At 70.4% G+C, this 21,545-nt stretch carries 21 protein-coding genes and 1 pseudogene; 11 read left to right on the plus strand and 11 right to left on the minus strand.

Features of this window, described 5'->3' with window-relative positions:
* Nucleotides 1–119: 119 nt before the first annotated feature.
* Complete coding sequence (locus H0X00_RS05545; RefSeq protein WP_293767829.1) at nt 120–329, minus strand: hypothetical protein; 210 nt, start codon at nt 327–329, stop codon at nt 120–122.
* Nucleotides 330–744: 415 nt separating this feature from the next.
* Between H0X00_RS05545 and H0X00_RS05550 the strand changes: the two genes are divergently transcribed.
* Nucleotides 745–1,578, plus strand: a complete 834-nt coding sequence (locus H0X00_RS05550) for a serine protease (protein WP_293767831.1) — start codon at nt 745–747, stop codon at nt 1,576–1,578.
* On the opposite strand, the gene H0X00_RS05555 is transcribed toward H0X00_RS05550, so the two are convergent.
* The 4 genes from H0X00_RS05555 to H0X00_RS05570 form a co-directional block, all read right to left on the minus strand.
* The gene (locus H0X00_RS05555) at nt 1,565–3,649 is read right to left on the minus strand and encodes an ATP-binding cassette domain-containing protein (RefSeq protein WP_293767833.1); all 2,085 of its coding nucleotides are present in this window, start codon (nt 3,647–3,649) and stop codon (nt 1,565–1,567) included. The genes H0X00_RS05550 and H0X00_RS05555 overlap by 14 nt on opposite strands.
* A complete protein-coding gene (locus tag H0X00_RS05560) occupies nt 3,646–4,371 on the minus strand; it encodes an ABC transporter ATP-binding protein (RefSeq protein ID WP_293767835.1) in 726 nt (241 codons plus the stop codon). Before H0X00_RS05560 ends, H0X00_RS05555 begins: the two co-directional genes overlap by 4 nt.
* Nucleotides 4,368–5,366 (minus strand): hypothetical protein, encoded by a 999-nt coding sequence (locus H0X00_RS05565; protein WP_293767837.1) that lies wholly within the window; start codon nt 5,364–5,366, stop codon nt 4,368–4,370. The genes H0X00_RS05560 and H0X00_RS05565 overlap by 4 nt, the downstream gene beginning before the upstream one ends.
* Before the next feature lie 118 nt (nt 5,367–5,484).
* Entirely contained in the window at nt 5,485–6,675 is a 1,191-nt protein-coding gene (locus H0X00_RS05570) for a cysteine--tRNA ligase (protein ID WP_293767839.1), read from the minus strand.
* 51 nt (nt 6,676–6,726) lie between these two features.
* On the opposite strand from H0X00_RS05570, the gene def reads away from it, so the two are divergent.
* Nucleotides 6,727–7,317: a peptide deformylase gene (def, locus tag H0X00_RS05575; protein ID WP_293767841.1), complete on the plus strand. Its 591-nt coding sequence runs from the start codon at nt 6,727–6,729 to the stop codon at nt 7,315–7,317.
* 636 nt (nt 7,318–7,953) lie between these two features.
* Here def and H0X00_RS05580 read toward each other — a convergent pair.
* Nucleotides 7,954–8,769, minus strand: a complete 816-nt coding sequence (locus tag H0X00_RS05580) for a hypothetical protein (protein WP_293767843.1) — start codon at nt 8,767–8,769, stop codon at nt 7,954–7,956.
* Nucleotides 8,770–8,956: 187 nt separating this feature from the next.
* On the opposite strand from H0X00_RS05580, the gene H0X00_RS05585 reads away from it, so the two are divergent.
* The 3 genes from H0X00_RS05585 (at nt 8,957) to H0X00_RS05595 (ending at nt 12,349) form a co-directional block, all read left to right on the plus strand.
* Nucleotides 8,957–9,715 (plus strand): response regulator transcription factor, encoded by a 759-nt coding sequence (locus tag H0X00_RS05585; protein ID WP_293767847.1) that lies wholly within the window; start codon nt 8,957–8,959, stop codon nt 9,713–9,715.
* 70 nt (nt 9,716–9,785) lie between these two features.
* A complete protein-coding gene (locus H0X00_RS05590) occupies nt 9,786–11,282 on the plus strand; it encodes a sensor histidine kinase (RefSeq protein WP_367186441.1) in 1,497 nt (498 codons plus the stop codon).
* 275 nt (nt 11,283–11,557) lie between these two features.
* Complete coding sequence (locus H0X00_RS05595) at nt 11,558–12,349, plus strand: DNA-binding response regulator (protein WP_293767851.1); 792 nt, start codon at nt 11,558–11,560, stop codon at nt 12,347–12,349.
* Between the two features lie 85 nt (nt 12,350–12,434).
* Here H0X00_RS05595 and H0X00_RS05600 read toward each other — a convergent pair whose 3' ends face one another.
* Nucleotides 12,435–12,608 carry a hypothetical protein gene (locus H0X00_RS05600; RefSeq protein WP_293767854.1) on the minus strand — a complete coding sequence of 58 codons (174 nt, stop codon included), beginning with the start codon at nt 12,606–12,608 and terminating at the stop codon, nt 12,435–12,437.
* 215 nt (nt 12,609–12,823) lie between these two features.
* Between H0X00_RS05600 and H0X00_RS05605 the strand changes: the two genes are divergently transcribed.
* The 4 genes and pseudogenes from H0X00_RS05605 (at nt 12,824) to H0X00_RS05615 (ending at nt 15,673) form a co-directional block, all read left to right on the plus strand.
* The gene (locus H0X00_RS05605) at nt 12,824–13,714 is read left to right on the plus strand and encodes a class I SAM-dependent methyltransferase (protein WP_293767856.1); all 891 of its coding nucleotides are present in this window, start codon (nt 12,824–12,826) and stop codon (nt 13,712–13,714) included.
* 58 nt (nt 13,715–13,772) lie between these two features.
* Nucleotides 13,773–13,880: pseudogene (locus H0X00_RS23690) on the plus strand (GNAT family N-acetyltransferase); the annotation flags it as partial.
* A 54-nt stretch (nt 13,881–13,934) separates the two neighbouring features.
* Nucleotides 13,935–15,269 (plus strand): histidine--tRNA ligase, encoded by a 1,335-nt coding sequence (hisS, locus tag H0X00_RS05610; protein ID WP_293767858.1) that lies wholly within the window; start codon nt 13,935–13,937, stop codon nt 15,267–15,269.
* A complete protein-coding gene (locus tag H0X00_RS05615) occupies nt 15,266–15,673 on the plus strand; it encodes a DoxX family protein (RefSeq protein ID WP_293767860.1) in 408 nt (135 codons plus the stop codon). The genes hisS and H0X00_RS05615 overlap by 4 nt, the downstream gene beginning before the upstream one ends.
* On the opposite strand, the gene H0X00_RS05620 is transcribed toward H0X00_RS05615, so the two are convergent.
* Nucleotides 15,663–16,577: an alpha/beta fold hydrolase gene (locus tag H0X00_RS05620; protein ID WP_293767862.1), complete on the minus strand. Its 915-nt coding sequence runs from the start codon at nt 16,575–16,577 to the stop codon at nt 15,663–15,665. The two genes, H0X00_RS05615 and H0X00_RS05620, sit on opposite strands and share 11 nt — an antisense overlap.
* Nucleotides 16,578–16,605: 28 nt before the next feature.
* Nucleotides 16,606–17,697 carry a class I SAM-dependent methyltransferase gene (locus H0X00_RS05625; RefSeq protein ID WP_293767865.1) on the minus strand — a complete coding sequence of 364 codons (1,092 nt, stop codon included), beginning with the start codon at nt 17,695–17,697 and terminating at the stop codon, nt 16,606–16,608.
* Nucleotides 17,698–17,788: 91 nt separating this feature from the next.
* Here H0X00_RS05625 and H0X00_RS05630 point away from each other — a divergent pair, with 91 nt between their 5' ends.
* Nucleotides 17,789–18,907: a glycosyltransferase family 2 protein gene (locus H0X00_RS05630; protein WP_293767867.1), complete on the plus strand. Its 1,119-nt coding sequence runs from the start codon at nt 17,789–17,791 to the stop codon at nt 18,905–18,907.
* 8 nt (nt 18,908–18,915) lie between these two features.
* On the opposite strand, the gene H0X00_RS05635 is transcribed toward H0X00_RS05630, so the two are convergent.
* Nucleotides 18,916–19,128, minus strand: coding sequence for a hypothetical protein (locus H0X00_RS05635; RefSeq protein ID WP_293767869.1), 213 nt, complete (start codon nt 19,126–19,128; stop codon nt 18,916–18,918).
* A 172-nt stretch (nt 19,129–19,300) separates the two neighbouring features.
* On the opposite strand from H0X00_RS05635, the gene H0X00_RS05640 reads away from it, so the two are divergent.
* Nucleotides 19,301–20,419, plus strand: coding sequence for a glycosyltransferase family 2 protein (locus H0X00_RS05640; protein ID WP_293767872.1), 1,119 nt, complete (start codon nt 19,301–19,303; stop codon nt 20,417–20,419).
* Here H0X00_RS05640 and H0X00_RS05645 read toward each other — a convergent pair.
* Nucleotides 20,391–21,542 (minus strand): class I SAM-dependent methyltransferase, encoded by a 1,152-nt coding sequence (locus H0X00_RS05645; protein WP_293767874.1) that lies wholly within the window; start codon nt 21,540–21,542, stop codon nt 20,391–20,393. The genes H0X00_RS05640 and H0X00_RS05645 overlap by 29 nt on opposite strands.
* Nucleotides 21,543–21,545: the final 3 nt, after the last annotated feature.

Consider the following 21,545-nt stretch of genomic DNA (forward strand, 5'->3'; position numbering starts at 1 on the left):
GCCCGCGACCGAGCCCGCCACCGAGCCCGCCACCGAGCCCGCCACCGAGCCCGCCACCGAGCCCGCCACCGAGCCCGCCACCGAGCCCGCGACCGAGCCCGAGGCTCAGTAGCTGAGCCTCAGTAGTTGATCAGCGACAGCAGGTACATCGAGGTCAGCGCCGACGCGCAGGTGGCCACCACGAGCACGACCACCGCGATGGCGCCGTATCCCGAGCGCGACCACGACGGGCGACGACGGGCGCGGCGTGACCGTGACCGACCGTGACCCTCGGTCCGGCGGATCGACGGCGCCTCGGCGCGGCGGCGGTAGAGCACGGGGCTGGCCATCAGGGCCGTCCCGCAGGCCACGCGTCACCGGGTGCGGGCCGGGGCAAGGTAAACAGGGCACCAGCGCGAGCGACCTCGTTCGCGGTGATCACCTGCGAATCCCCTTTCGATGCCCAACAACTCGTCAGTAAATGTCGCAGATTGGTCAGCTTGAAGGGGTGCGACCCGGTTGTACAGGCTTTGGGCGTGTCGGCACGTTGCGTCCAATCACCGCTACGCACAGGCACCGCCCAGGCCTGAATGGGCCACTGAGTGCACTCAAAACCGGACAATCCCGACCGCCACTCCAGCCCCACCAATAACAAAGCTTTACCTTCGCCACCGGTGTGACGGACGCCTCCACCGGGTCCGCGCCCGCCGCGACGTAACGAACCGCCCGGCTGCGCCGTTTGACAGGTGACGCCCTGGAGGATCCGTGCCCCGTCCCGCCCCGCTACGCCGCGCCGCGGTGGCGCTCGCGCTGGCGCTCGGGGTGATCGCCGCGGGCCCCCCGACGGCCGACGCCGCCCGCACCGACTTCGCGCCGCTGGAGAAGGCCACCGTCCACCCGGGCGTCCTGCTGGTCACCGACGGCAAGGGCTGCACGGCCAACTTCGTCTTTACTGACGCCGCCGGCCACTTCTATCTCGGCCAGGCGGCGCACTGCGCCAGCCGCGGCGAGCCTGACAACTTCGACGGCTGCACCGACCCCGTGCTCCCGCTCGGCACCGAGGTCGGGGTGCGCGGGACGGAGGTGGCCGGCACGTTGGCCTACAGCTCGTGGGGCGCCATGCAGTCGATCGGCGAGAGGGACGAGAACATCTGCCGGGCGAACGACTTCGCCCTGGTCCGCCTGCCGGACTCGGCGGTCGGCACGCTCAACCCGTCGGTGCCGTTCTTCGGCGGCCCGACCGCGCTGAGCCCCGGCACTGCGGGCACTGGAGACCTGGCCTTCTCCTACGGGAACTCGCCGCTGCGGTACGGCGTCGAGGAGTTGTCGCCGAAGAGCGGCGCGATCCTCGAGCGCACCGACGAGGACTGGGCCTTTCTGGTCTACTTCCTGACGCCGGTGATCCCGGGCGACTCCGGCAGTGGCGTCCTCGATGAGCAGGGCCGTGCGCTCGGGGTCGCCTCCAGCCTCATCGTGCTGCCCCACCCGGGCAGCAACGGCGTGGTCAGCCTGGCCAAGGCGCTGGCCTACGCCCAGCAGCACTCCGGCATCAAGGGCCTGCGTCTGGTGCCGGGGACCGAGCGGTTCACGGAGAACTGATCTCCGCAGCGGTGGCGTCCTCCGGGGTCACCGCGGCCGCTGCCGCGTCGGTCTGCACCACGACCTTCGGCACGTAGCGCATCCGGGTGCCCAGGTAGCGGTCGCGGACCTCGGTGTTGGCAGCCACCTCGGCCGGCGTGCCCTCGGCGAGGATCCGCCCCTCGGCGAGCACATAGACCAGGTCGCAGGAGTCGAGCACGGCCTTGACGTAGTGCTCGACCAGCAGCACGGTCAGGCCGAGGTCGGCATGCAGCCTCTTGAGCAGGCTGAACAGCGCGACGCTGGAGGCCGGGTCCAGGCCGGCGGCCGGCTCGTCGAGCAGCAGCAGGCGGGGACCGGCGAGCAGGCAGCGCCCGATCTCGGCCCGTCGGCGGGCCGAGAACTCCAGCGTGCCGGCCCGCTCGTTCCAGTACCGGTCGATGTCCAGCAGTCGGGCCGCCGCCCAGGCCGCGTCCTCGGCCTCGCGAAGCCGGGCCGCCGCGCGCGGGTCACCGGCCAGGAACCGCAGCGGGTTGATCCCGATCCGTTGGTAGGCCCCGGAGAGCAGGTTGTCTCCGACGGTCAGGTCGGGCATCACCCGGGTGGTCTGGAAGGTGCGGGCGACGCCGAGCTTGGCGCGGTCCCAGGCCGGCATCGCGGAAACGTCGGTGCCGAACAGCGAGACCGAGCCCTGGTCGGGCCGGCGTACGCCGGAGATCACGTCGAACAGCGTGCTCTTGCCCGCACCGTTCGGCCCCAGCAGCCCGACCATCGACTGGTTCGGCACCCGGATCGATGCGCCGTCGAGCGCGTGCACCGCCCCGAACGTCACCACGATGTCGCGGGCCTCGGCGGCGTTGTCGATCGCCGGCCGCGGTGGCAGCCAGGCCTCGAGCACGGCGAGGGCGGCGGACCGGTCCTCGGCCGAGAGCATGCTGATCGGGGTGCCCCCGTCCTCGGCGGCCAGGCCCTCCGAACCGCGCAGCACCGCGGCGTCCAACCGTTCCCGCGCCGTACGGGTCCGGCGTCCGCCGTGCAGCAGGTAGCGGTAGGCGTCCGCGGCCCGGCCGCCCATCCCGCGCGAGCCGAACACGGCGCCGGCGAGCAGGCCGACCGCCGCGAGGATGAACGGGCTGATGCGCAACGACTCCAGTTGCACCGGCGTCAGTTGGAACGAGACCGCGACCAGCACCACGAACGCGATCGAGTCCAGGCCGGCCAACACCGGGATGGCCAGCAGCAGCAGCGAGTAGGGGGACATCAGGTTGATGAAGACCGGCGGTGACTCCAGGTGCCAGGCCGACACGATGCCGCCCGCCCCGGCCAGTGCGCCGGAGACGCCGAAGGCGAGCACGCGGAACTTCAACGGGTTGATCCCCACCGCGGCGGCGGCCTGCCGGTCTGCCCCGACCAGGTGGAACGCCAGCCCTACCGGGGAGCGACGTAGGCGGACGAGGAGGACCAGGGCGACGGCCAGCCAGCCGAGTGCGAAGAAGTAGAACGCGGTGTCGCCCTGGATGTCGATGCCGAAGAACCCGGGGCGTTCGATGGTGAGGATGTTGCCGCGGATGTCGCCGCCGGACAGGCCACCGGCGAGATCGCCGTAGGTGTAGATGGTGCGCTCGATGACGATCTGCAGCCCGAAGGTGAGCACCACCAGGTAGATGCCGGGCAGTCGCGCGGAGGACAGGGCGATCAGCGCCAACGCCAGCGCGCAGCCCCCGATCACGATCACCGCGGCGAGGACCCAGGGCAGGCCGCCGCCCTTCACTCCGCCGGCGCCGAGCAGACCCGGTCCCTCTTCGGGGTTACGGGTCAGGTAGCCCATCACGTAGATCGCGGAGCCGAAGATGCCGGCGGTCGCCAGCGAAATCTCGCGGGCCCAGCCGATCAGTACCAACAGGCCGAGCCCGGTCAGGGCGATCGGCACCGCGCCGGCGACCGTGAAGACCTTGTAGTCCGGCGCGGTGAAGGCGTAGAGCACGAGCAGAGCGACGGCGATCAGGGAACCGGGGGCGGACATTGCGGTGAGCACCGGACGGGACGTGGTGCGCCGCGCGTCGGGGCGGCCGAGGGTGGGGACGTTCTTCATGCCGTCACCTCCCCATCCGCGGAACCGGCGGCCGGGGCGGCGACGAGCTCCTCGTCGGGGATGATCTGGCCCTTGTCGATGACCAGGATCCGGTCGCTGAACTCCTCCCTTATCTGCTGGAACTGCTCGGCGATGAGCACCGCGACGCCGCGGTCGGCGGCGATCTCGCGCAGGGTCTCGTAGATCCGGTCGACGACCATCGGGGCCAGGCCCTGAGACGGCTCCTCGACCAGCAGCAGCTGCGGCTTGGTCATCATCGCCCGCGCGACCGCGAGCATCTGCTGCTCGCCGCCGGACAGCGTCCCGGCCCGCTGATCCATCCGGTTGGCGAGGATCGGGAACAGCTCACCGGTGTAGGTCATCTGGTCGCGCCGATGCGATGTGCGCATCGAGGTGGCGCCGATCAGCAGGTTCTCCTCGACGGTCAGGTTGGCGAAGACGCGACGGCCCTCGGGGGAGAACCCGATCCCGGCCGCGACCCGCTTGGAGGGGGCCCACCGGGTGATGTCGGCGTCGCCGAGGTGGATCTGGCCGGCGATCACCGGCACCGTGCCCATGATGGTCTTGAGCAGCGTGGACTTGCCGGCCCCGTTGGCGCCGAGCAGGCTGATCACCTCGCCGCCGCGGACCTCCATGTCGACCCGGTGCAGCACCGCCTGGCCTGAGTACCCGGCGACAAGCTGACGGACCGTCAGCACCGAGCCGTCCGACGAGCCCCTCACAGCGACTGCCTCTCCAGCAGGAAGACGTTCTCTTTTCGGAACCGGGCGACCGTGACGATGATCCCGAGCAGGGCGCCGTAGAGCACGAGGGCCGACACCGCCCGGTCGACGTCGCCGAAGAAGCCCACAATCAGTGCGGTCTCGAGGAACGAGAACACCAGGGCGCCGACGAAGGCCAGGGGGATCGACCGCATGCCGCCGACGGCGGCGATGGCCAGGCCGTTGAGGAACAACAGGAGCATCTCCGCGGGGTTGGGCCCGGCCGTCACGGCAATCAGCACCCCGGCCAGCGCGGCCAGCGCGCCGGACCCGGCGTAGACCAGGGTGCCGACGGCGCGCAACTTGATCCCGCACCACACCCCGGCCTCCTGGTCGTCCGCGAGCGCGCGGATCACCAGGCCGGTGTGCGTCCGGGTCAACAGGATGCCCAGGATCACCGAGAGGACCGCGACGACGACGAGGGTCACCAGGCGATGGCGTGTCAGCGGGACGTCCTGGAAGACGTAGGTGTGGGCGCCGAACGGGCTGGCCGGCAGCGAGTCGGGCTGCACGTTGAGGTACTGGAAGATCCCGATCAGGGCCATCATCCCGCCGAGCGAAATGATCGTGAGGGTGAGGATGTTCTGGCTCGCGATCCGCCGCGACATCACAATGGCGCCGTAGACGGCGCCGATCGCCGCCCCCATCACCATCACCAGCAGCAGGGCCGCCAACGGGTCGAACTCCGGCCGACTGCCGTAGCGGTGCGCGCCATCGGGGTCCGAGCCCAACTGGAGGATGAAGTTCGGGACGACGTCCTCGCCGGGCAGGAACTCCGGCGATTCGAAGCACAACAGCCAGTAGGCCAGGGCGGCCGCCGCGGCGATCCCGCCGTGCACGAAGGCGATCGTGCGCGAGATGCGGTAGCTCAGGATGATCGAGATCGGGAGGAAGCCGTACAGGCCGGCATTGACGAACCCCGCGATCAGCACGGTTTCCAGCAGGGAGAAATGCACAGCGAGTAGAACCTCCGATGTCGCGCCGGGACAGCGCATCAGCGAGGAATGTCGGCCTGACGCTAACCCACCGGGCCGGGTTCGCCCTAGGCCGGATCCGGACAGGGCGCGGCGAGGCTCAGATGTCGACGCCGTCCAGGCGGAGGGTGCGCAGCAGGAAACGGGCCGCGTCGCCGCCGGCCTCCTCGGCGATGTTCAGCGCCGTCGGGACGTCGAGGTCCTCCAGCAACGCGGTGATGACCGCCTCGCCGGCCGCCCCGGCGTCGCCGGGCTTGCCGGCGGCCGCGTAGATCCGGTCCAGTCGGGCGTCGGCGGCGGCCAGGTCCTCGTGGCGGAACTCCCACGGGTCCGCCCACGGCCGGTCCAGCAGAAAGAGCCGGATGCCGGCGGCGCGGTGCGCGGTGAGCAGGTCGGCGACCAGCACCAGGTTGCCGGTGGACTTCGCCATCTTCGCGCCGTTGACGTGGACGGTGCCGACCGCGAGCCGGCCTCGGGCCAGGTGCCCGATCCGGGTCGCGGCCTCGCCGATGGCGATCTGGTAGGCGTGATGGGGGAAAACCAGGTCGGCGCCCCCGGCCAGCACGTCGAAGCCCGGGCCCAGGTACGCGTGCGCCATCGCGGTGCACTCCGCGTGCCAGCCCGGCCGGCCCCAGCCCCACGGGCTCGGCCACGCCGGATGCGTCTCGTCCGAGGGCCGCCAGACCGCGACGTCGAACGGGTCGTCCTTGAGCGGCGCGTCCGGGTCGTTGCCGAACTCGCGGAAGAGCGGGATGGCCTCCTCGCGGTTCACCCCGAACTCCTCCGGCACGTGGGCGCCGCGGAAGTAGACGAAGCCTTCCCGTAGGTAGGCCTTCTTGTGCTGGAGCAGCACGTTGGCCAGCGCGATCACGTGCGCGACGTGGTTGCGCGCCCGCGGCTCGTGGGTCGGCTTGGGCACCCGTAGCGCCGTCATGTCCTGCTCGAACAGGAACTCCTGGCTCAGCGCGAACTCGTCGTAGTTGCGGCCGCGGGTGGCCGCGGCCGCGGTGAGCACGTCGTCGACGTCGGTGATGTTGCGGCAGACCGTCACATCGACGCCGGTCAGCTTCATCGCGGTGGCGCAGACGTCGGCCCAGACGAAGGTGGCCGCGTGCCCCAGGTGCGTGACGTCGTACGGGGTGATCCCGCAGACGTAGAGGCGGCCGGGGGAGAGCATCGGCAGCCGCACCCCACCCAGGCGTAGGGCCCGTCCCGCGACCGGCGGCGGCACTGCGCTGATCCGCCCGGCCATCCCGACCACACCGGACCCGAGCTTGGAGATCCCTGCCATGCCCCCATCTTGCCAAGTCGCCCCGCGGGGTGACGTCATAACATCCCCCGCATGACTTCAGGCGGGCAGACAGAGCGCGGCAGTACGAGCCAGCGGGTCGGTCAGGTCCGCCCCATCACCCACTACGGCGAGGACGTGCTGCACCGTCCGTGTGCCGAGGTGACCCGGGAGACCCCGGACCTCGAACAGCTCGTCGCGGACATGTTCGCGAGCATGTACGCCGCTCACGGGGTGGGCCTGGCCGCGAACCAGGTCGGCGTCGCGCTGCGGGTCTTCGTCATGGACTGCCCGGAGGAGGACAACGACGGCGAGTCCACCGGCCGCAGCGTGGTCGCGACGTTGATCAACCCCGTCCTGCACCTCCCGGACGGCCCCCGCGACCTCGTGGAGCGCACCGAGGGGTGCCTGTCCGTGCCCGGCCCGACCGCCATGCTGGCCCGCGCCAGCGAGGCCCACGTCCACGGCTTCGACCTCAACTGGGAACCGGTCACGGTCGGTGGCGCCGGCCTGGTCGCGCGCTGTCTTCAGCATGAGTGCGACCACCTGGACGGCACCGTCTACGTCGACCGCCTGGCCAAGCGGGCACGCAAGGCGACCCTGGCCGACGCGGACTTCAGCCGGTCCGAGACCCCAGCAGGCTGACCCGTCCCGCCTGGTCCGAGTCGCCTGAGCGGGGCTGTCGCCGTAGCCGGCCAGGTACATCTCGTGGAGGCCGGTGCCGGCGTCGGACAAGCTGAGGTTGGCCTCGACCGGCCCGCGGATCAGCGGCAGGTAGGTCACCATGACGACGCAGCTCTCGCCCGGCGCCAGCGTGCCGCCGGTGGTGCCGCTGACGACGAAGCTCAGGGCCGGGCCGGGGCGATCAGCAGGGCGGGGTCGTTCTCCTCGTTGATCCGGATCTCACCGAAGGACGACCCGGTGGCGCCGGCGCAGCGCTGCTCGAACATGATCCACACGCGGTCCAGGCTGATGTCCAGCAGGCTTGAACTTCCCGGTCTGCCCGCCCTCGCAGGACCGGCCGGCGCTGGTGAACTCGAGGGCTGGGTGGGTGGCCGTCGGGGGCCTTCGCCAGGATCCGGTGACCGGGTCACCGACCTCGCCGAAGATCGAGACCACGCTGACCGCATGCGCGACCGTGCGGTCGGCGGCGGCCACGGCGGGCGACGCCCAAAAACCAACGTGACCAGGGCGAACAAGGGGGCGCCGACCGCAGGCGGGGCTGCGGTCGGCGTCCCCTCTCACTGCCCCGGCGGGAGATCACCAGGGCCGCGGGCTCCGTCAGGTGAACGAAACGGAACCCGAGCTGGTGGCGAGGGCGGGCTCGGCGCCGGTGCTGGGAGCCTCAGTCGCCGGGGCGGTGGTGTCTGGCGCCGGCTCGGGCATGACCTTGGTGCCGGCTTCGCCGCCCGAACCGGTGCGGAACTCGAAGCGGCGGACCTCCCCTCCGGGTCCGCCGTCGAAGCGCCGCATCATCCGGTCCTTGAGCTGCGGCGCGCCGTCCTGGCCACCGGTCTTGCCGCCGAACTCGCCCTCGAAGCGCTTGAGGACCATGCCGGGAATCTCGCCCGTGTCCGGCCGCTGGGAGATCCGCTGCGCAGTCGCCTCGTCGCCGGACAGCGTCCCCATGACGACCACCTGGTCGCCGCTGGCGAGATCCTCGGTGTCCTTCTTGACGGTGTACGAGCCGTCGTCGTTCTTGCTGACGCTCCAGCCTGCGCCGCCCACGACGGTGTCGGAGGTGCGCGACCAGGAGCGCTGGTAGCCGTCCTCGCTGAGCACGGTCAGGTTGTCGGCGTCGACGGAGGAGACCTTGCCGACCTGGGTCAGGTGCGTGAGGTACCCACCGTTGCCGTCGGAGACGACGGACTCGCTGTGCAGGACGCCGCCGACGCCGAACGCGGCCTTGCCGGGGACCGGCTTGGCGGCCGCGGTCGCCTTGGCGTCGTCGGTGCTGTCGGTGTCGGGTTGCCCGGCGGCGATGGCCACGCCACCACCGGCGACGAGGGCGATGGCGGTGAAGCCGAGGGTGAGCCGGCGACGTCGGCTCCAGGGACCGGGCGAGGGCGCCTCGGACGGAACGTTCGAGATGTCCATGGGAGGGGCTCCAGAGTCGAAGGTCGGCAGGTAATCAAAAAATCGGCACGAACCCTTGGAGCCGCCTGTCGGCGACCTTGCACCGGCAGGTGAGTGTCGGCCGGCGCGAATCGGGCACGCTGAGATCCACAGGATCGACACAGAGAGCCCACAGAGTCGATAAAGAGCAGCCGGGAGAATCTGGATCATGCCCACCTCAGGTCCGGACAGCAGCACCGACCCCCGCGCCCAGCAGCTCAAGCGCCCGGACGGCTCCCCGGTGCGCGTGCTGGTGGTCGACGACGAGCCCAGCCTTACCGACCTGCTCTCGATGGCCCTGCGCTACGAGGGCTGGGAGATCCGCACCGCGGGCGACGGCGCCGGGGCGCTGAAGGCCGCTCGCGACTTCCGCCCGGACGCCGTGGTGCTCGACGTGATGCTGCCGGACGTCGACGGACTGGAACTGCTCCGCCGGCTGCGCGCGGACACCCCGGACATCCCGGTCCTGTTCCTCACCGCGCGCGACGCGGTCGAGGACCGCATCGCGGGCCTGACCGCCGGCGGCGACGACTACGTCACCAAGCCGTTCAGCCTCGAGGAGGTCGTGGCGCGGCTGCGTGGCCTGATCCGCCGGACCAAGGCGGCCGACTCGCGCAACGAGGCGCTGCTGGTGGTCGGCGACCTCACCCTCGACGAGGACAGCCACGAGGTCCGGCGCAGCGGCGAGGAGATCTCGCTGACCGCGACCGAGTACGAGCTGCTGCGCTACCTGATGCGCAACCCGCGCCGGGTGCTCTCGAAGGCGCAGATCCTGGACCGGGTCTGGAACTACGACTTCGGTGGGCAGGCGAACGTCGTCGAGCTCTACATCTCCTACCTGCGCAAGAAGATCGACGCCGGCCGGGCGCCGATGATCCACACCCTGCGCGGCGCCGGCTACGTCATCAAGCCGGCCGACCAGTCGTGACGTCGTGACCGCACCGCCCCTCGAAGCGCCGACGCTTCCCCCGCTCGCGGATCCGCCGCCGCGTGGGCGGCTGCACGGTGCGTGGGCCGCCTGGGGCCCGCGCGGCTGGAGCCTGCGCACCCGGCTGCTGGCCGTCGTGCTCGCGCTGCTCTCGCTGGTCAGTCTCGTGATCGGCGTCGTCAGCGTGGTCGCCCTGCGCAGCTACCTGATCGACCAGCTCGACGAGAAGGTCGGCGCGTCCGCGTCGCGCACCTCGCGCTTCATCGAGGCTCCGATCAACGAGCAGACCGGCCCGCTGGGTCCGGGGCAGAGCGAAGGAACGGTGATCGCGCGGCTCCGCAACGGACAGTTCGTCGGGGCGCCGCTCGTCCTGACGACCAGCGGTGACCAGGGCCAGGTCCCGGGCAATCCCGCCGTCCTCCTCACGGTGAAGCCGGACAGGAAGGCGCACACCCGCGACCTCGGCGGCGACCTCGGCCATTACCGCCTGCAGGCCGTCGCGCTTCAGGACGGCACGATCGCGGTCACCGGGCTGCCGATGGACGACATCAGCGACACCGTGTTCCGCCTCGCCGCGATCATCGCGGCCGTCACCATGGCCGGTCTGCTGTTGGCCGCAGGGGCGGGGGCCGCCATCGTCCGGCTCGCGCTGCGGCCGCTGCGCCGGGTGGCCGCCACCGCGACGCAAGTGGCCACCATGCCGCTGGATCGCGGCGAGGTGGCCCTGGGGGTCCGGGTGCCGGAGTCCGACACCGATCCGCGCACCGAGGTCGGCCAGGTCGGCGCGGCCATCAACAACATGCTCGGCCATGTCGGCGCCGCCCTCACCGCGCGGCAGGCGAGTGAGACGCGGGTCCGCCGCTTCGTCGCCGACGCCAGCCACGAACTGCGCACCCCACTGGCCGCGATCCGCGGCTACGCCGAGCTCAGCCGGCGCAGCCAGGAGCCGGTTCCCGAGGACGTCGCGCACGCGCTGGGACGGGTGGAGTCGCAGGCGATCCGCATGACCGGCCTGGTCGAGGACCTACTGCTGCTGGCCAGCCTGGACTCGGGGCGCCAGTTGGTCCGGGAATCGGTCGACCTCACCCAGTTGCTGATCGGCGCGGTGGGCGACGCCCATGTCGCCGGGCCGTCCCACGTCTGGCGCCTGGAGGTCTCCGACGAACCCGTGAGCGTGATCGGGGAGAACGCGCGTCTCACGCAGGTGGTCACCAATCTGCTCGCCAACGCCCGCACGCACGCCCCGCCACAGACCGTGGTCACCGTGGGCCTGCGCACCGAAGGTGTCGCGCCCTACGAGACCGCCGTGGTGACCGTCGCCGACAACGGGCCGGGCATCTCACCGGACCTGCTGCCGGAGGTCTTCGAGCGCTTCGCCCGCGGGGACTCCTCCCGTTCACGCGCGGCCGGCAGCACCGGCCTCGGTCTGGCGATCGTGACCGCAGTGGTTGCAGCGCACCAAGGCACCGTCTCGGTGACGAGCATTCCGGGCAATACGGTCTTCACCGTCAGGTTGCCCGTCGCGTCGGCGTCGACGCCTCCTCGGACGGCCGCATCGAGGGCTTGACCAAGCCGTCGACCCACTAACGTCTGACGCTGTGTCAGGCCGCAGGGGGTGGCGGCAGTTCGGGCGGTATTGCCTGGATATGTCAGGGATTTTCCGCTTATCCGGATCCGATCACATTCGGCCATCTGGGTGACGCCCCCACAAAGAACCGACCCGAAATTGCAAAGCAGAACTGCAGTAACACCTGCCTCAGTACCGTGATCATCAACGCCCGAGCCGGGTGTCGCTTGCTCGCTGTTTCCGTGGGCCACGGGGGGACTCAGAGCGTGGATGGAATGAACTACCGCACGGTGTCGCAGCGGGCTGCGGACGCGATGCAGACGCGCGCGCCGATGCAGGCAACATCGACTGCCCGGGCGCAGGTCGCCACCGGCTACGCCGTGGTCCAGCAGGGGATGCCGCCGTCGGTCTGGGCCGACGAGGCCAACGCCGCCCGGGCCGAGGAGCTGCGCCGCCAGGGCGTGATCCGCGTCGTGCTCGCGGAGAGCCTGGCGCTGTACGGCGGCGCGCTGGTCGCGCTGCTCTCCTACGAACGCGATATCCAGGTCGTGGCTGCGGTGCGCTCCGACGGCGACGCCGTCGCGGCAGTCACCCGCACCCGCGCGGACGTCGCGATCATCGACGTGGACATGTCCGGCCGGGACGGCTTCGCGTTGTCCCGCCGCCTGCACGAGGCCGCACCACAGTGCAAGGTGCTCGTGCTGACCAGCAGCGTCACCCCGGGCACCCTGCGCCGCGCCCTGGAAGCGCACGCCCAGGGCCTGGTGGACAAGGACGCGCCGGCCTCGTGGCTGTCCGAGAGCATCCGCCGGGTCGCCGGCGGCGAGCGCGTGGTCGACCCGAAGCTGGCCATCGCCGCGCTCGAGAGCGACACGCACAACCTGACCCAGCGCGAGCTGGAGGTGCTGCGCCGCGCCGCCCAGGGTGAGTCGGTCCGGGAGATCGCCTCCCGGCTCTGCCTCTCCGACGGCACTGTGCGCAACTACCTGTCGAAGATCATCGGCAAGCTCGGTGCCCGCAACCGCATCGACGCGATCCGCATCGTCCGCGACTCGGGTTGGCTGTAACCCACCTTCACAACGGATGTCATCCGCAGCGTTTACAACGGATGTCATCCGCAGCGTTCACAACGGATGTCATCCGGAGCGAGCGCTACGCGGGTACGCCCTGCCAGTGGCCGACGAGGTCGCGGTAGAGCGGTGAGGACGTCAGCAGTTCGGCGTGGGTGCCGAGCTGCGCGGTGGTGCCGTCCAGCACCAGGATCCGGTCCGCGCGCAGTGCGGAGCTGATCCGGTGGGCGACCACGCCTCCCCGCTTCGGCGTCACTTTGAATACACAACTGGTTACCGCCAGACATCATCTGGGGCAAAACGGACAAAAGCGCTCAAAAAGTATCGCCGTCGGTAATTCGATCATGACCGGAAGTAACTAATACCGGATCTTGACCCCTAAATCCCACGGAGTGCAGTCGAGCCACTTCAGGTTGCGACGAGCGATAGCCTCCGGGAGACCGGATCGGTTCGGTGCCCAGGAGGGGTGCAGTGGCGCAGGACGCCGTTGGTCACGCAACGCAATCAGCGGCCGAGCAGGACGCCGCTCACGCCGAGACGAAGGCGATCATCGCCGCCGCTTTCGACAACTCCGCGGACAGCTACGAGCAGGTCGGGGTGGAGTTCTTCGCCCCGCTCGGGGCCGAGCTGGTCCGCCGGATCGCCCCCCAGCCCAGCGAGCGCGTACTGGATCTGGGCTGCGGCCGGGGCCACTGCCTGTTCCCCGCCGCAGCGGCGGTCGGCCCGACCGGGTCGGTGACCGGCACCGATCTGTCCTCACGGATGGTCGAGCTCTGCTCCGCCGAGGCGTCCCGGCTCGGTCTGACTCAGGTCCGGGTCGAGATGGGCGACGCCTCCGACCCTGCGTTCGCGGCCGGCAGCTTGGACGTGATCACCGCCGGCATGGTCATGTTCTTCGTTCCGGAGCCGCGCAAGACGATGTCGCGCGTGGCCGCGCTGCTGCGCCCCGGCGGCCGGTTCGCGATGAGCTCGTTCGGCCCGTCGGACCCGAAATTCGACGAGACGATGGGGATTCTCTACAAGCACCGGATCGGCCCGCCCTGGGAGCCGAACTCGGACAAGCCGTTCGACACGCACGAGTCGATGACCGCGATGCTCACCGACGCCGGCTTCACGGGCGTCGAGATCACCGAGTTGCAGCACGACATCGTCTTCCCCGGCCCGGACGGCTACTGGGCCTGGGTCGGCTCGCACGGTGGGCGGATCATGATCGACCAGGTCCTCCCCGAACACCTGCCGGCCGCCTGGGCCGACGTCTACGCGATGTGGGAGCCGCACCGGGAGGCCGACGGCTCGCTGATCCACCGCTCGCGGGCCCGCTTCACCACGGCCCGGGTGCCTGAAGAGGTGATGCCGGGATGACCGCCCCGATCCGCACGGCGGTTTCCGCTGACTGGCCGGCGATCTGGAGCGTGTTCGGGCGCTCTGGCGCTCGCTCGGGTTCGAGATCCTTGCGACGGTCCCCGAGGCCTACGACCACGCCCGGCTCGGCCCCGTCGGGCTGCACGTGATGTACCGGGCGCTGTAGCCACCGCTCTCACCCTTCGCAGCGGCGCCGGGCGCTCTGGAAGGATGGCTCCTCATGGCCGAGGACCGCATCGTCAAGCCCGTCGCGATCAGCGGCTTCCCTGAGTGGCTGCCCCAGGTGCGCCTGGTCGAGCAGCAGTGGCTGGACCGGATCCGGGCCACCTACGAGCGCTACGGGTTCTGCTCGGTCGAGACGCCCTCGGTGGAGGCACTCGAGGTCCTGATGTCCAAGGGCGAGACCTCGCAGGAGGTCTACACGCTGAATCGGTTGCAGGCCGACCCGGCCGCCGGGAGCGACGCCCGCCTGGGGCTGCACTTCGACCTCACGGTGCCGCTGGCGCGCTACGTCGCCCAGCACTTCAACGAGCTGGTGTTTCCGTTCAAGCGCTACCAGATCCAGCGGGTCTGGCGCGGGGAGCGCCCGCAGGAGGGCCGGTTCCGCGAGTTCACCCAGTGCGACATCGACGTGATCAACCTCGACTCCCTCCCGCTGTCCTTCGACGCCGAGCTGCCGCGGATCATCCACGAGGTCCTCACCGACCTGGAGATCGGCGGCTTCACCCTCGGCATCAACAACCGCAAGGTGCTCCAGGGCTTCTACGAGGGCATCGGCATCACCGATCCGATCGGCGTGATCCGGATCGCCGACAAGCTCGCCAAGATCGGTCCGAACGCCGTCGGTCAGTTGCTCGGCACCGAACTGGGACTGACGGACACTCAGATCAAAGCCTGTCTCGACCTGGCTCAGGTCTCCGGCGGCGCTGAGGTCGTCGACGAGATCGCCCGGTTGGGCTCGGGTGGCGCGTTGCTGGACGAGGGGTTGTCTGAACTCGGCTTCGTCATGCGCGAGCTCGCCGACCTGCCGGCCGGTTCCGTGGTGGCTGACCTGTCGATCGCCCGTGGGCTGGACTACTACACCGGCACGGTCTACGAAGGCACGTTGAACGACGCCCCCGGCTTCGGCAGCATCTGCTCCGGCGGTCGCTACGACGACCTCGCCGGCTCTTTCATCCGCCGGCACCTGCCGGGCATCGGCATGTCGATCGGGCTGACCCGGATCTTCGCCAAGCTGGTGGCCGACGGCACCATCACCGGCGGACCGCTCTCGCCCGCACAGGTACTCGTCATCGTCCCCTCCGACGACCGGCGGCCCGAGGCGCTGGCGACCGCGGCGACCCTGCGGTCGCGCGGCTTCAAGGTCGAGACCTACCACGCGGCGGACAAGCTGAAGAAGCAGCTGACCTACGGCTCCCGCAAACAGATCCCCTACCTCTGGTTCCCGCCCTTCGAGAACGGCAAGTCGCACGAGGTCAAGAACATGGCCTCGGGCGAGCAGGTGGCGGCGGACCCGCAGACCTGGACGCCGTCCACCTGGCGCTCCGTCAGATGATCGCCGACCTGCGGAGCTCGACCTGGCCGCAGCGGCTGCTCGGCGTCTTCTTCATGACCACCGGCATCCTGCACTTCATCAATGCGCAGAGCTTCGAGAACATCACTCCGGACTACCTGCCGGCCCATCTCGCACTGGTGCTGATCAGCGGCGTCGCCGAATTCGCGGGCGGCCTCGGCCTGCTCCTGCCTCAGGTTCGGCGCCAGGCCGGCATCGGCTTGATCCTGCTGCTGATCGTCATCTTCCCGGCGAACATCGACATGCTGGTCCACGCCGACGAGCAGTCGATCCCCGAACCCCTGCTGTGGGCCCGGCTTCCGTTGCAGCCGCTCCTGATCTGGTGGGTCTACCGCGCGTCGCTGCGCCAGGAGCGGAGCCCTACAGCTCCATGCTCTACAACTTGAGAAAGGCACGGAGCCGGTCCAGCGCCAGCTCGGGCGCCTGTTCCACGATCCAGTGCCCGACGCCGGGCACGGTCTCGAACTCGCAGTCCGGCATGACGTCGCCATACCAGCGATGCAGGGTCGGGGTGATCACCGGGTCATCGAGGCCGGTCACCCAACGGACCGGGACGGCCACCCGGTTGTCGGCGTACCTGCCGCGGGCCCAGGCCGCGAACTCGCGGACCTGGAAGGTGCGGTACCACTGGGATCCGGCGTAGGCGCGGGCCGGATCCTGCATCTGGCCGAGAAAGATCTGGGTGTCCTCCTCGGTCCAGCGGAACTCCCCGGCCACCCAGGCGCACAGCATGCGCAGGTAGCGGCCGTCGCTCTGCGCGAGCAGCTTGGGGCCGGCCCCGGGGGTGAGCATCGGGAACTGGTACCAGAACCGCCAGGCGTGCTTGATCAACCCGAGGTCGAACTTGGCGACCGGTGCGATGGTGTTGAAGCCGAGGAAGCCGCTGACCTTGTCCGGGTGATTCAGCAGCAGGCAGAACGCGACCGGACCGCCCCAATCGTGCGCGGCCAGTTTGACCGGCCCGACGCCGAGCACGTCCAGCACGACGGCGAGGTCGTCGCCCATGTCGGCCTTGCGGTACGGCCCGCGCGGGGCGTCGCTCCATCCGGCGCCGCGCATGTCCGGCGCGATCACCCGGTAGCCGTCCGCGGCCAGCGGGCCGATCTGGTGGCGCCACTCCCACCAGTGTTGCGGGAACCCGTGCACCAGCATCACCGGTGCGCCGTCCTCCGGGCCGGCGAGCGCGACGTGGATCCGGATGCCACCCGGGGTGGTGACCCACCGATGTTCGACCCCGTCGAGCGCGGGCGGGTCCGTCGGCAGGGGCGCGATCGTAGGGTGTTTGGCCATGCGCCATCCAAGCACGCGACGCAACGGGTCAGTCCTTGCGGGCGAGCACCCGGTAGGTGTTGCCGCGGTCGGTGGCGTGGGCGAGCTTCGTGCGCGCCTTCTCCAGCGGCAGCACCGCCTTGTGGACCTTCGGGCCGAACCTGACCATCCGGTCGAAACGCTTCTTGGCCACCGGATCCTCGGGGTCGGGGGACCACGGCATGCCCGGGTAGGGCCCGTACACCAGCAGCGGCAGGACGCTGAGGAACGTCAGGTCGACCGGGATGTGCGAGGCGCCGCGCACCTCCAGGATCGGGCGCAGGCCGCGGTGCATCATCGCCTGCATCAGGTTCGCGCGCGGGACGAAGTTCAGGTGCTGCGGCTGTAGCCACGGGAACCACCAGCGGCCGACGAGTCGGCCGAAGAAGCTCTCCGGGTTCGGCACCTCGATCATCAGGATGCCGCCCTCGCGCAGCAGCATCGCGGCACTGTCCAGTTCGACCCGCGGATCGAGGGTGTGCTCCAGGTAGTGATGCATGCTCACCACGTCGAACTGGCCGGCCAGGCCCGGCGCCAGATCGGGCAGGAAACCGCGGTGCGCCTCGTCCAGCCAGCCGCGCTCCTTGCCGGTCTCGACACTGACTCCCATGTCGAGGCCCTCGAAGCGGGTCTCCGGCCAGATCTCGCGGGCGTCGCGGCAGAAGTGGCCGTACCCGGTGCCGACGTCGACCCAGCGCCGCGGTGGCTCGCCGGGGAAGAACTCCTGCAGGTGTCGCGCCCGGGCCAGGTTGCCGTCGCGGCCGAGTTCGAAGCCGTTCTCGACCTGCTCGGCGCCGACGCCGTCATAGAAGTCCCGGTAGTAGTACTCCAGACCCTCCAGGCTGAGCCGGGGGTTCTGGAAGCAGTGGCCGCAGGAACGGCACCCCATCACGGCGAACCGTCCGGGCTTGTGCTGCACCATGTCCGGCGAGCTCATCACGGGCTTGAGGCGCGGCGACCCGCACCACGGACAGGTGGTCCGCGGCGCCTCGAAGAACCGGTCCAGGCCGCGCGCCACGTCGTCGGCGTAGCGGGCCCGGACGGCGGCGATCTGCTCGGCCAGTTCGGGCGTCATCTCCGGCGCCCCCGCCTCGGCAGTCATGGAATCAGGATAGGGCGAGTCGATCTTCGGTAGCCTGCGGTTGCCCGGACGGGCGAGCGCGATCTGGGGCGGAGTTCGGGGCGGAGGGGCCATGCGCGGCGCCAAGGTGGCGGCAGTCGCGGTCCTCGCAGCCGGCACCTTCCGGGCGACGCGGATCGCGGTCCGGATTGCCCGCAATGCCCGCCTCGAGCACGTGCCGGCCGAGCATCCGCCCACGGTGACCGAACGTGTCTCGGTCCTGATGCCCGCCCGCAACGAGGCGCACCGAATCGGTCTGCCGGTCCGTTCGCTGGTCGCGCAGCAGGGTTGTGCGGACCTCGAGATCCTGGTGATGGACGACAACTCCACCGACGCAACCTCGGACGCGATCCGGGAGGCGGCCGGCGGTGACCCGCGGGTGACGATCCTGTCCGGCAAGCCGCTGCCGGAGGGGTGGCGCGGCAAGCCGCACGCCTGCGCCCAATTGGGTGAGGCGGCCACCGGATCGGTGCTGGTGTTCGTCGACGCCGACGTCGAGTTCGAGCCGCACGCGATGGCGGCCGCCGTCTCCCTGCTGCGGGCCAAGCACCTGGACTACCTCTCGCCGTTCCCCCGCCAGATCGTCGGCAGCTTCGGCGAGCGGCTGATGCAGCCGGTCAACGCCTGGGTCCGACTGAGCGTGGTGGACATGCGGTCCGCGGAGGACTCCCACGAGCCCGGCGCGATGCTGGCCAACGGTCAGTTCATCGTGGTGGACGCCGAGGCCTACCGGCGCGCGGGCGGCCACGCTGCCATCAAGGACGCGATGATCGATGACGTCTGGCTCGCGGGGACCTTGAAGTTCACCGGCTCGCGCGGCGTCGCGGTCAACGGGTCCGGCATCGCCTCCTGCCGGATGTACGAAGGCTTCGCCGAACTGCGCGACGGCTACACCCGCTGGCTGTGGGTGCTCTTCCCCGACCCCAAGGTGCTGGTCACCACCTGCGCCAAGGTGATCGCCTCCGACGTGCTCCCGTTGCTCGCCGCACTGCGCGGCTCCAAGCTCGGGATGCTCGGCTACGCCGCGGGCGTCGCCGGCCGCATCATCTCCGGCCGTTCGGGCCGCGACCGGCTCGTTCCCGACGCGCTGTTCCACCCCGCGTCCTCGGCCCTGTCCGTCGGCCTCTACGTCGACTCGGTGTGGCGCCGCAAGAAGGACAAGGTGACCTGGAAGGGCCGCGCGATCGCCTGAGTCGGGCGCTAGTCGATGCTGATGGGGCGGCGTCGCAGCACCGCGAGGACGACCACCGCGATGGACGCGCAAAGGCCACCCAGGATCACGATCGCGGTCGCGCCCACCACGAAGAGCACGACCTTCAGGAACGTCCAGGCGAGGAACAGGGCGACGCCCGCGACCAGGACCGCCAGCGCGACGGGTACGACCCGTGCGGCCCGGGTCCGGTTCTCGCTCATGTGACTCATAGTGACATGCCCAGGAGGTCTGAGCGTCGGATCTTCGGCCCGACGTGCACAGACTGTTCGGTCGATCTCCGCCCAGGGGAGGAACCGCTTACCGGCAAGCTCCCGTTTGCGCCGCGTGGACGGCGGTAGCCTGCCGGTGCGGTTCCGGACGAGGGGGAGAACGGTGCGGGTAGGCCGGCTGCTCGGCAAGGCGATCCTCGTCGGCGGCACCGCGCGCTCGATCTACCAGGCGCAGCGGGTCTGGCGGAATGCCCGCCGCACGCTCATCCCCCCGGACGACCCGCCGCCGGTGACCGAGCGGGTTTCGGTCCTGATGCCGGCCCGCGACGAGGCCCACCGGATCAGCCCCGGCGTCAGGTCCCTGGTCGCCCAGCGTGGAGTGGACGACCTGGAGATCCTGGTCCTCGACGACAACTCCACCGACGGGACGTCGGAGGCGGTCCTCGCCGCGGCCGGCGGCGACCCACGGTTGCACGTGCTCACCGGCCGCCCGCTACCGGAGGGGTGGCGGGGCAAGCCGCACGCCTGCGCCCAGCTCTCCGAAGCTGCGTCCGGATCGGTGCTGGTCTTCGTGGACGCCGACGTGACCTTCGAACCGCACGCGATGGCCGCCGCGATCGCGCTGATGCGCAGCCGGCACCTGGACTGGATCTCCCCGTACCCCCGGCAGGTCACCGGCAGCCTCGCGGAGTACCTGCTGCAGCCGCTGACGGCCTGGACCCGGCTGAGCATGGTGGACATGCGGCACGCGGAGGACTCGCTCGAGCACGGGTCGCTGCTGGCGAACGGTCAGTTCATCGTCGTCGACACCGCGGCCTACCAGCGGGCCGGCGGGCATGCGGTGATCCCGGACGCCATCATCGACGACCTCTGGCTCGCCTCGGTACTGAAGGCCACCGGCTCGCGTGGAGTGGCGGTCGAGGGGTCGGGACTCGCGTCGTGCCGGATGTACGACGGGTTCGCCGACCTGCGGGACGGGTACGCCCGCTGGATCTGGATCCTCTTCCCGACGCGGCGGCACCTGGTCCTGACCTGTCTCCAGCTGGCGGCCTCGGAGCTCGCCCCGCCGCTCGCGGCGCTGCGGGGGTCGAAGATCGGGCTGATCGGCTACGCGGCGGCGGTGACAGGCCGCGTCGTCTCCGGTCGCGCCTCGCGCGACCGAATCTTTCCCTGGGTGCTGGCGAGCCCGGTCTCCGCCGCAGTCTCGGCGTTCATGTACGTGTACTCGGTGCGGCGGGCGGCGCGGGGGCAGCTCAGCTGGAAGGGCCGCGCCGTGCAGTGACGCCGGCGAGCTGGTTGGGGCCCTCCTTGCGGGCGAGCACCCGGTAGAGGTTGGCCTGGCCGGTCTTGCGGATGATCGGGTCCAGCCACGCGTCGGCCTTGAAGCCGGCCTTGAGGAACGGCGGCGAGAGCTTGGTCCAGACCAACTCGTGGCGCTTCTCCCGCCACTTGGTGCGCTTCTCGGTCAGCCAGGGCGCGCCGGGGTGCGGCGCGTAGGCCATGAACGGTGCGCCGGCGGCGCAGATCATGTCGACGGGGATGTGCGCCTCGGCCACCTGGACGGCCACCGGGCGCAGGTTGCGCTCGGTCAGGGCCGCCAGCATGTTGCCCAGGGGCGGCATGTGCAGGTGCTGCGGCTGGAACCACTGGATCCACCACCGCCCGAGCACGCGCAGGATCGACTCCGGGTTGGGGACCTCGATCAGCAGGTACCCCCCGTCCGGCATCACCCGGTGCGTGAGGTCGAGCTCGGTCCGGATGTCGAGCACGTGCTCGAGGTAGTGGAACATGCTGATGACGTCGTAACGCCCCGTCAGTTCCGCTTCCAGGTCGGGGAACCACGAGTGGTGGGCCTGGTTGATCCAGCCCTTCTCGACCGCGTCGAGCACGCCCTGGCCCTGGTCGAGACCGTCGAAGGTGGTGCCGGGGAAGATCGCGGCGGCGTCCCGGCAGAAGTGCCCGTAGCCGGCGCCGATGTCGAGCCAGTTCTTCGGACTCTCCCCGGGGCCGAAGAAGGGCGCCAGCATCTTCGCCCGCGAGTGGTAGATGTCGGCGCGCGGGTCGAAGACCGCTTCCATCGTCGTCCGGCCGATGCCGTCGTAGAAGTCCTTGTAGTAGAAGTTCAGGCCTGCGGGGTTCAGGCAGGGGTTCTGGAACACGTGCCCGCAGGTGCGGCACCGGTTGAGCACGAACCGGCCCGGCTTGCCCTGGGTGGTGTCCCGCGCGGCGAACATGACCTTCAGATCGCGCGAGGCGCACCACGGGCAGTCCTCGCGCGGCGGATACCAGAACCGCTCGATACCGCGCGCGATCTCGGCCTGGTAGTACGGCCGGGCGGCGTCGAACATCGCGTCGTAGTCGGGGGTGGTCGGCGGCGGGACGGCGGGCGCGCAGGTGTCGCACATCGG

Source organism: Sporichthya sp. (assembly GCF_013815995.1).
GTDB lineage: Bacteria > Actinomycetota > Actinomycetes > Sporichthyales > Sporichthyaceae > Sporichthya.

What these genes read in the sequence shown, in the direction of transcription:
- H0X00_RS05625 (WP_293767865.1), bottom strand. Translation starts at nt 17,697, where the DNA reads ATGACTGCCGAGGCGGGGGCGCCGGAGATGACGCCCGAACTGGCCGAG.
- def (WP_293767841.1), top strand. Translation starts at nt 6,727, where the DNA reads ATGACTTCAGGCGGGCAGACAGAGCGCGGCAGTACGAGCCAGCGGGTC.
- H0X00_RS05580 (WP_293767843.1), bottom strand. Translation starts at nt 8,769, where the DNA reads ATGGACATCTCGAACGTTCCGTCCGAGGCGCCCTCGCCCGGTCCCTGG.
- H0X00_RS05595 (WP_293767851.1), top strand. Translation starts at nt 11,558, where the DNA reads ATGAACTACCGCACGGTGTCGCAGCGGGCTGCGGACGCGATGCAGACG.
- H0X00_RS05570 (WP_293767839.1), bottom strand. Translation starts at nt 6,675, where the DNA reads ATGGCAGGGATCTCCAAGCTCGGGTCCGGTGTGGTCGGGATGGCCGGG.
- H0X00_RS05635 (WP_293767869.1), bottom strand. Translation starts at nt 19,128, where the DNA reads ATGAGCGAGAACCGGACCCGGGCCGCACGGGTCGTACCCGTCGCGCTG.
- H0X00_RS05545 (WP_293767829.1), bottom strand. Translation starts at nt 329, where the DNA reads ATGGCCAGCCCCGTGCTCTACCGCCGCCGCGCCGAGGCGCCGTCGATC.
- hisS (WP_293767858.1), top strand. Translation starts at nt 13,935, where the DNA reads ATGGCCGAGGACCGCATCGTCAAGCCCGTCGCGATCAGCGGCTTCCCT.
- H0X00_RS05620 (WP_293767862.1), bottom strand. Translation starts at nt 16,577, where the DNA reads ATGGCCAAACACCCTACGATCGCGCCCCTGCCGACGGACCCGCCCGCG.
- H0X00_RS05555 (WP_293767833.1), bottom strand. Translation starts at nt 3,649, where the DNA reads ATGAAGAACGTCCCCACCCTCGGCCGCCCCGACGCGCGGCGCACCACG.
- H0X00_RS05630 (WP_293767867.1), top strand. Translation starts at nt 17,789, where the DNA reads ATGCGCGGCGCCAAGGTGGCGGCAGTCGCGGTCCTCGCAGCCGGCACC.
- H0X00_RS05615 (WP_293767860.1), top strand. Translation starts at nt 15,266, where the DNA reads ATGATCGCCGACCTGCGGAGCTCGACCTGGCCGCAGCGGCTGCTCGGC.
- H0X00_RS05585 (WP_293767847.1), top strand. Translation starts at nt 8,957, where the DNA reads ATGCCCACCTCAGGTCCGGACAGCAGCACCGACCCCCGCGCCCAGCAG.
- H0X00_RS05645 (WP_293767874.1), bottom strand. Translation starts at nt 21,542, where the DNA reads ATGTGCGACACCTGCGCGCCCGCCGTCCCGCCGCCGACCACCCCCGAC.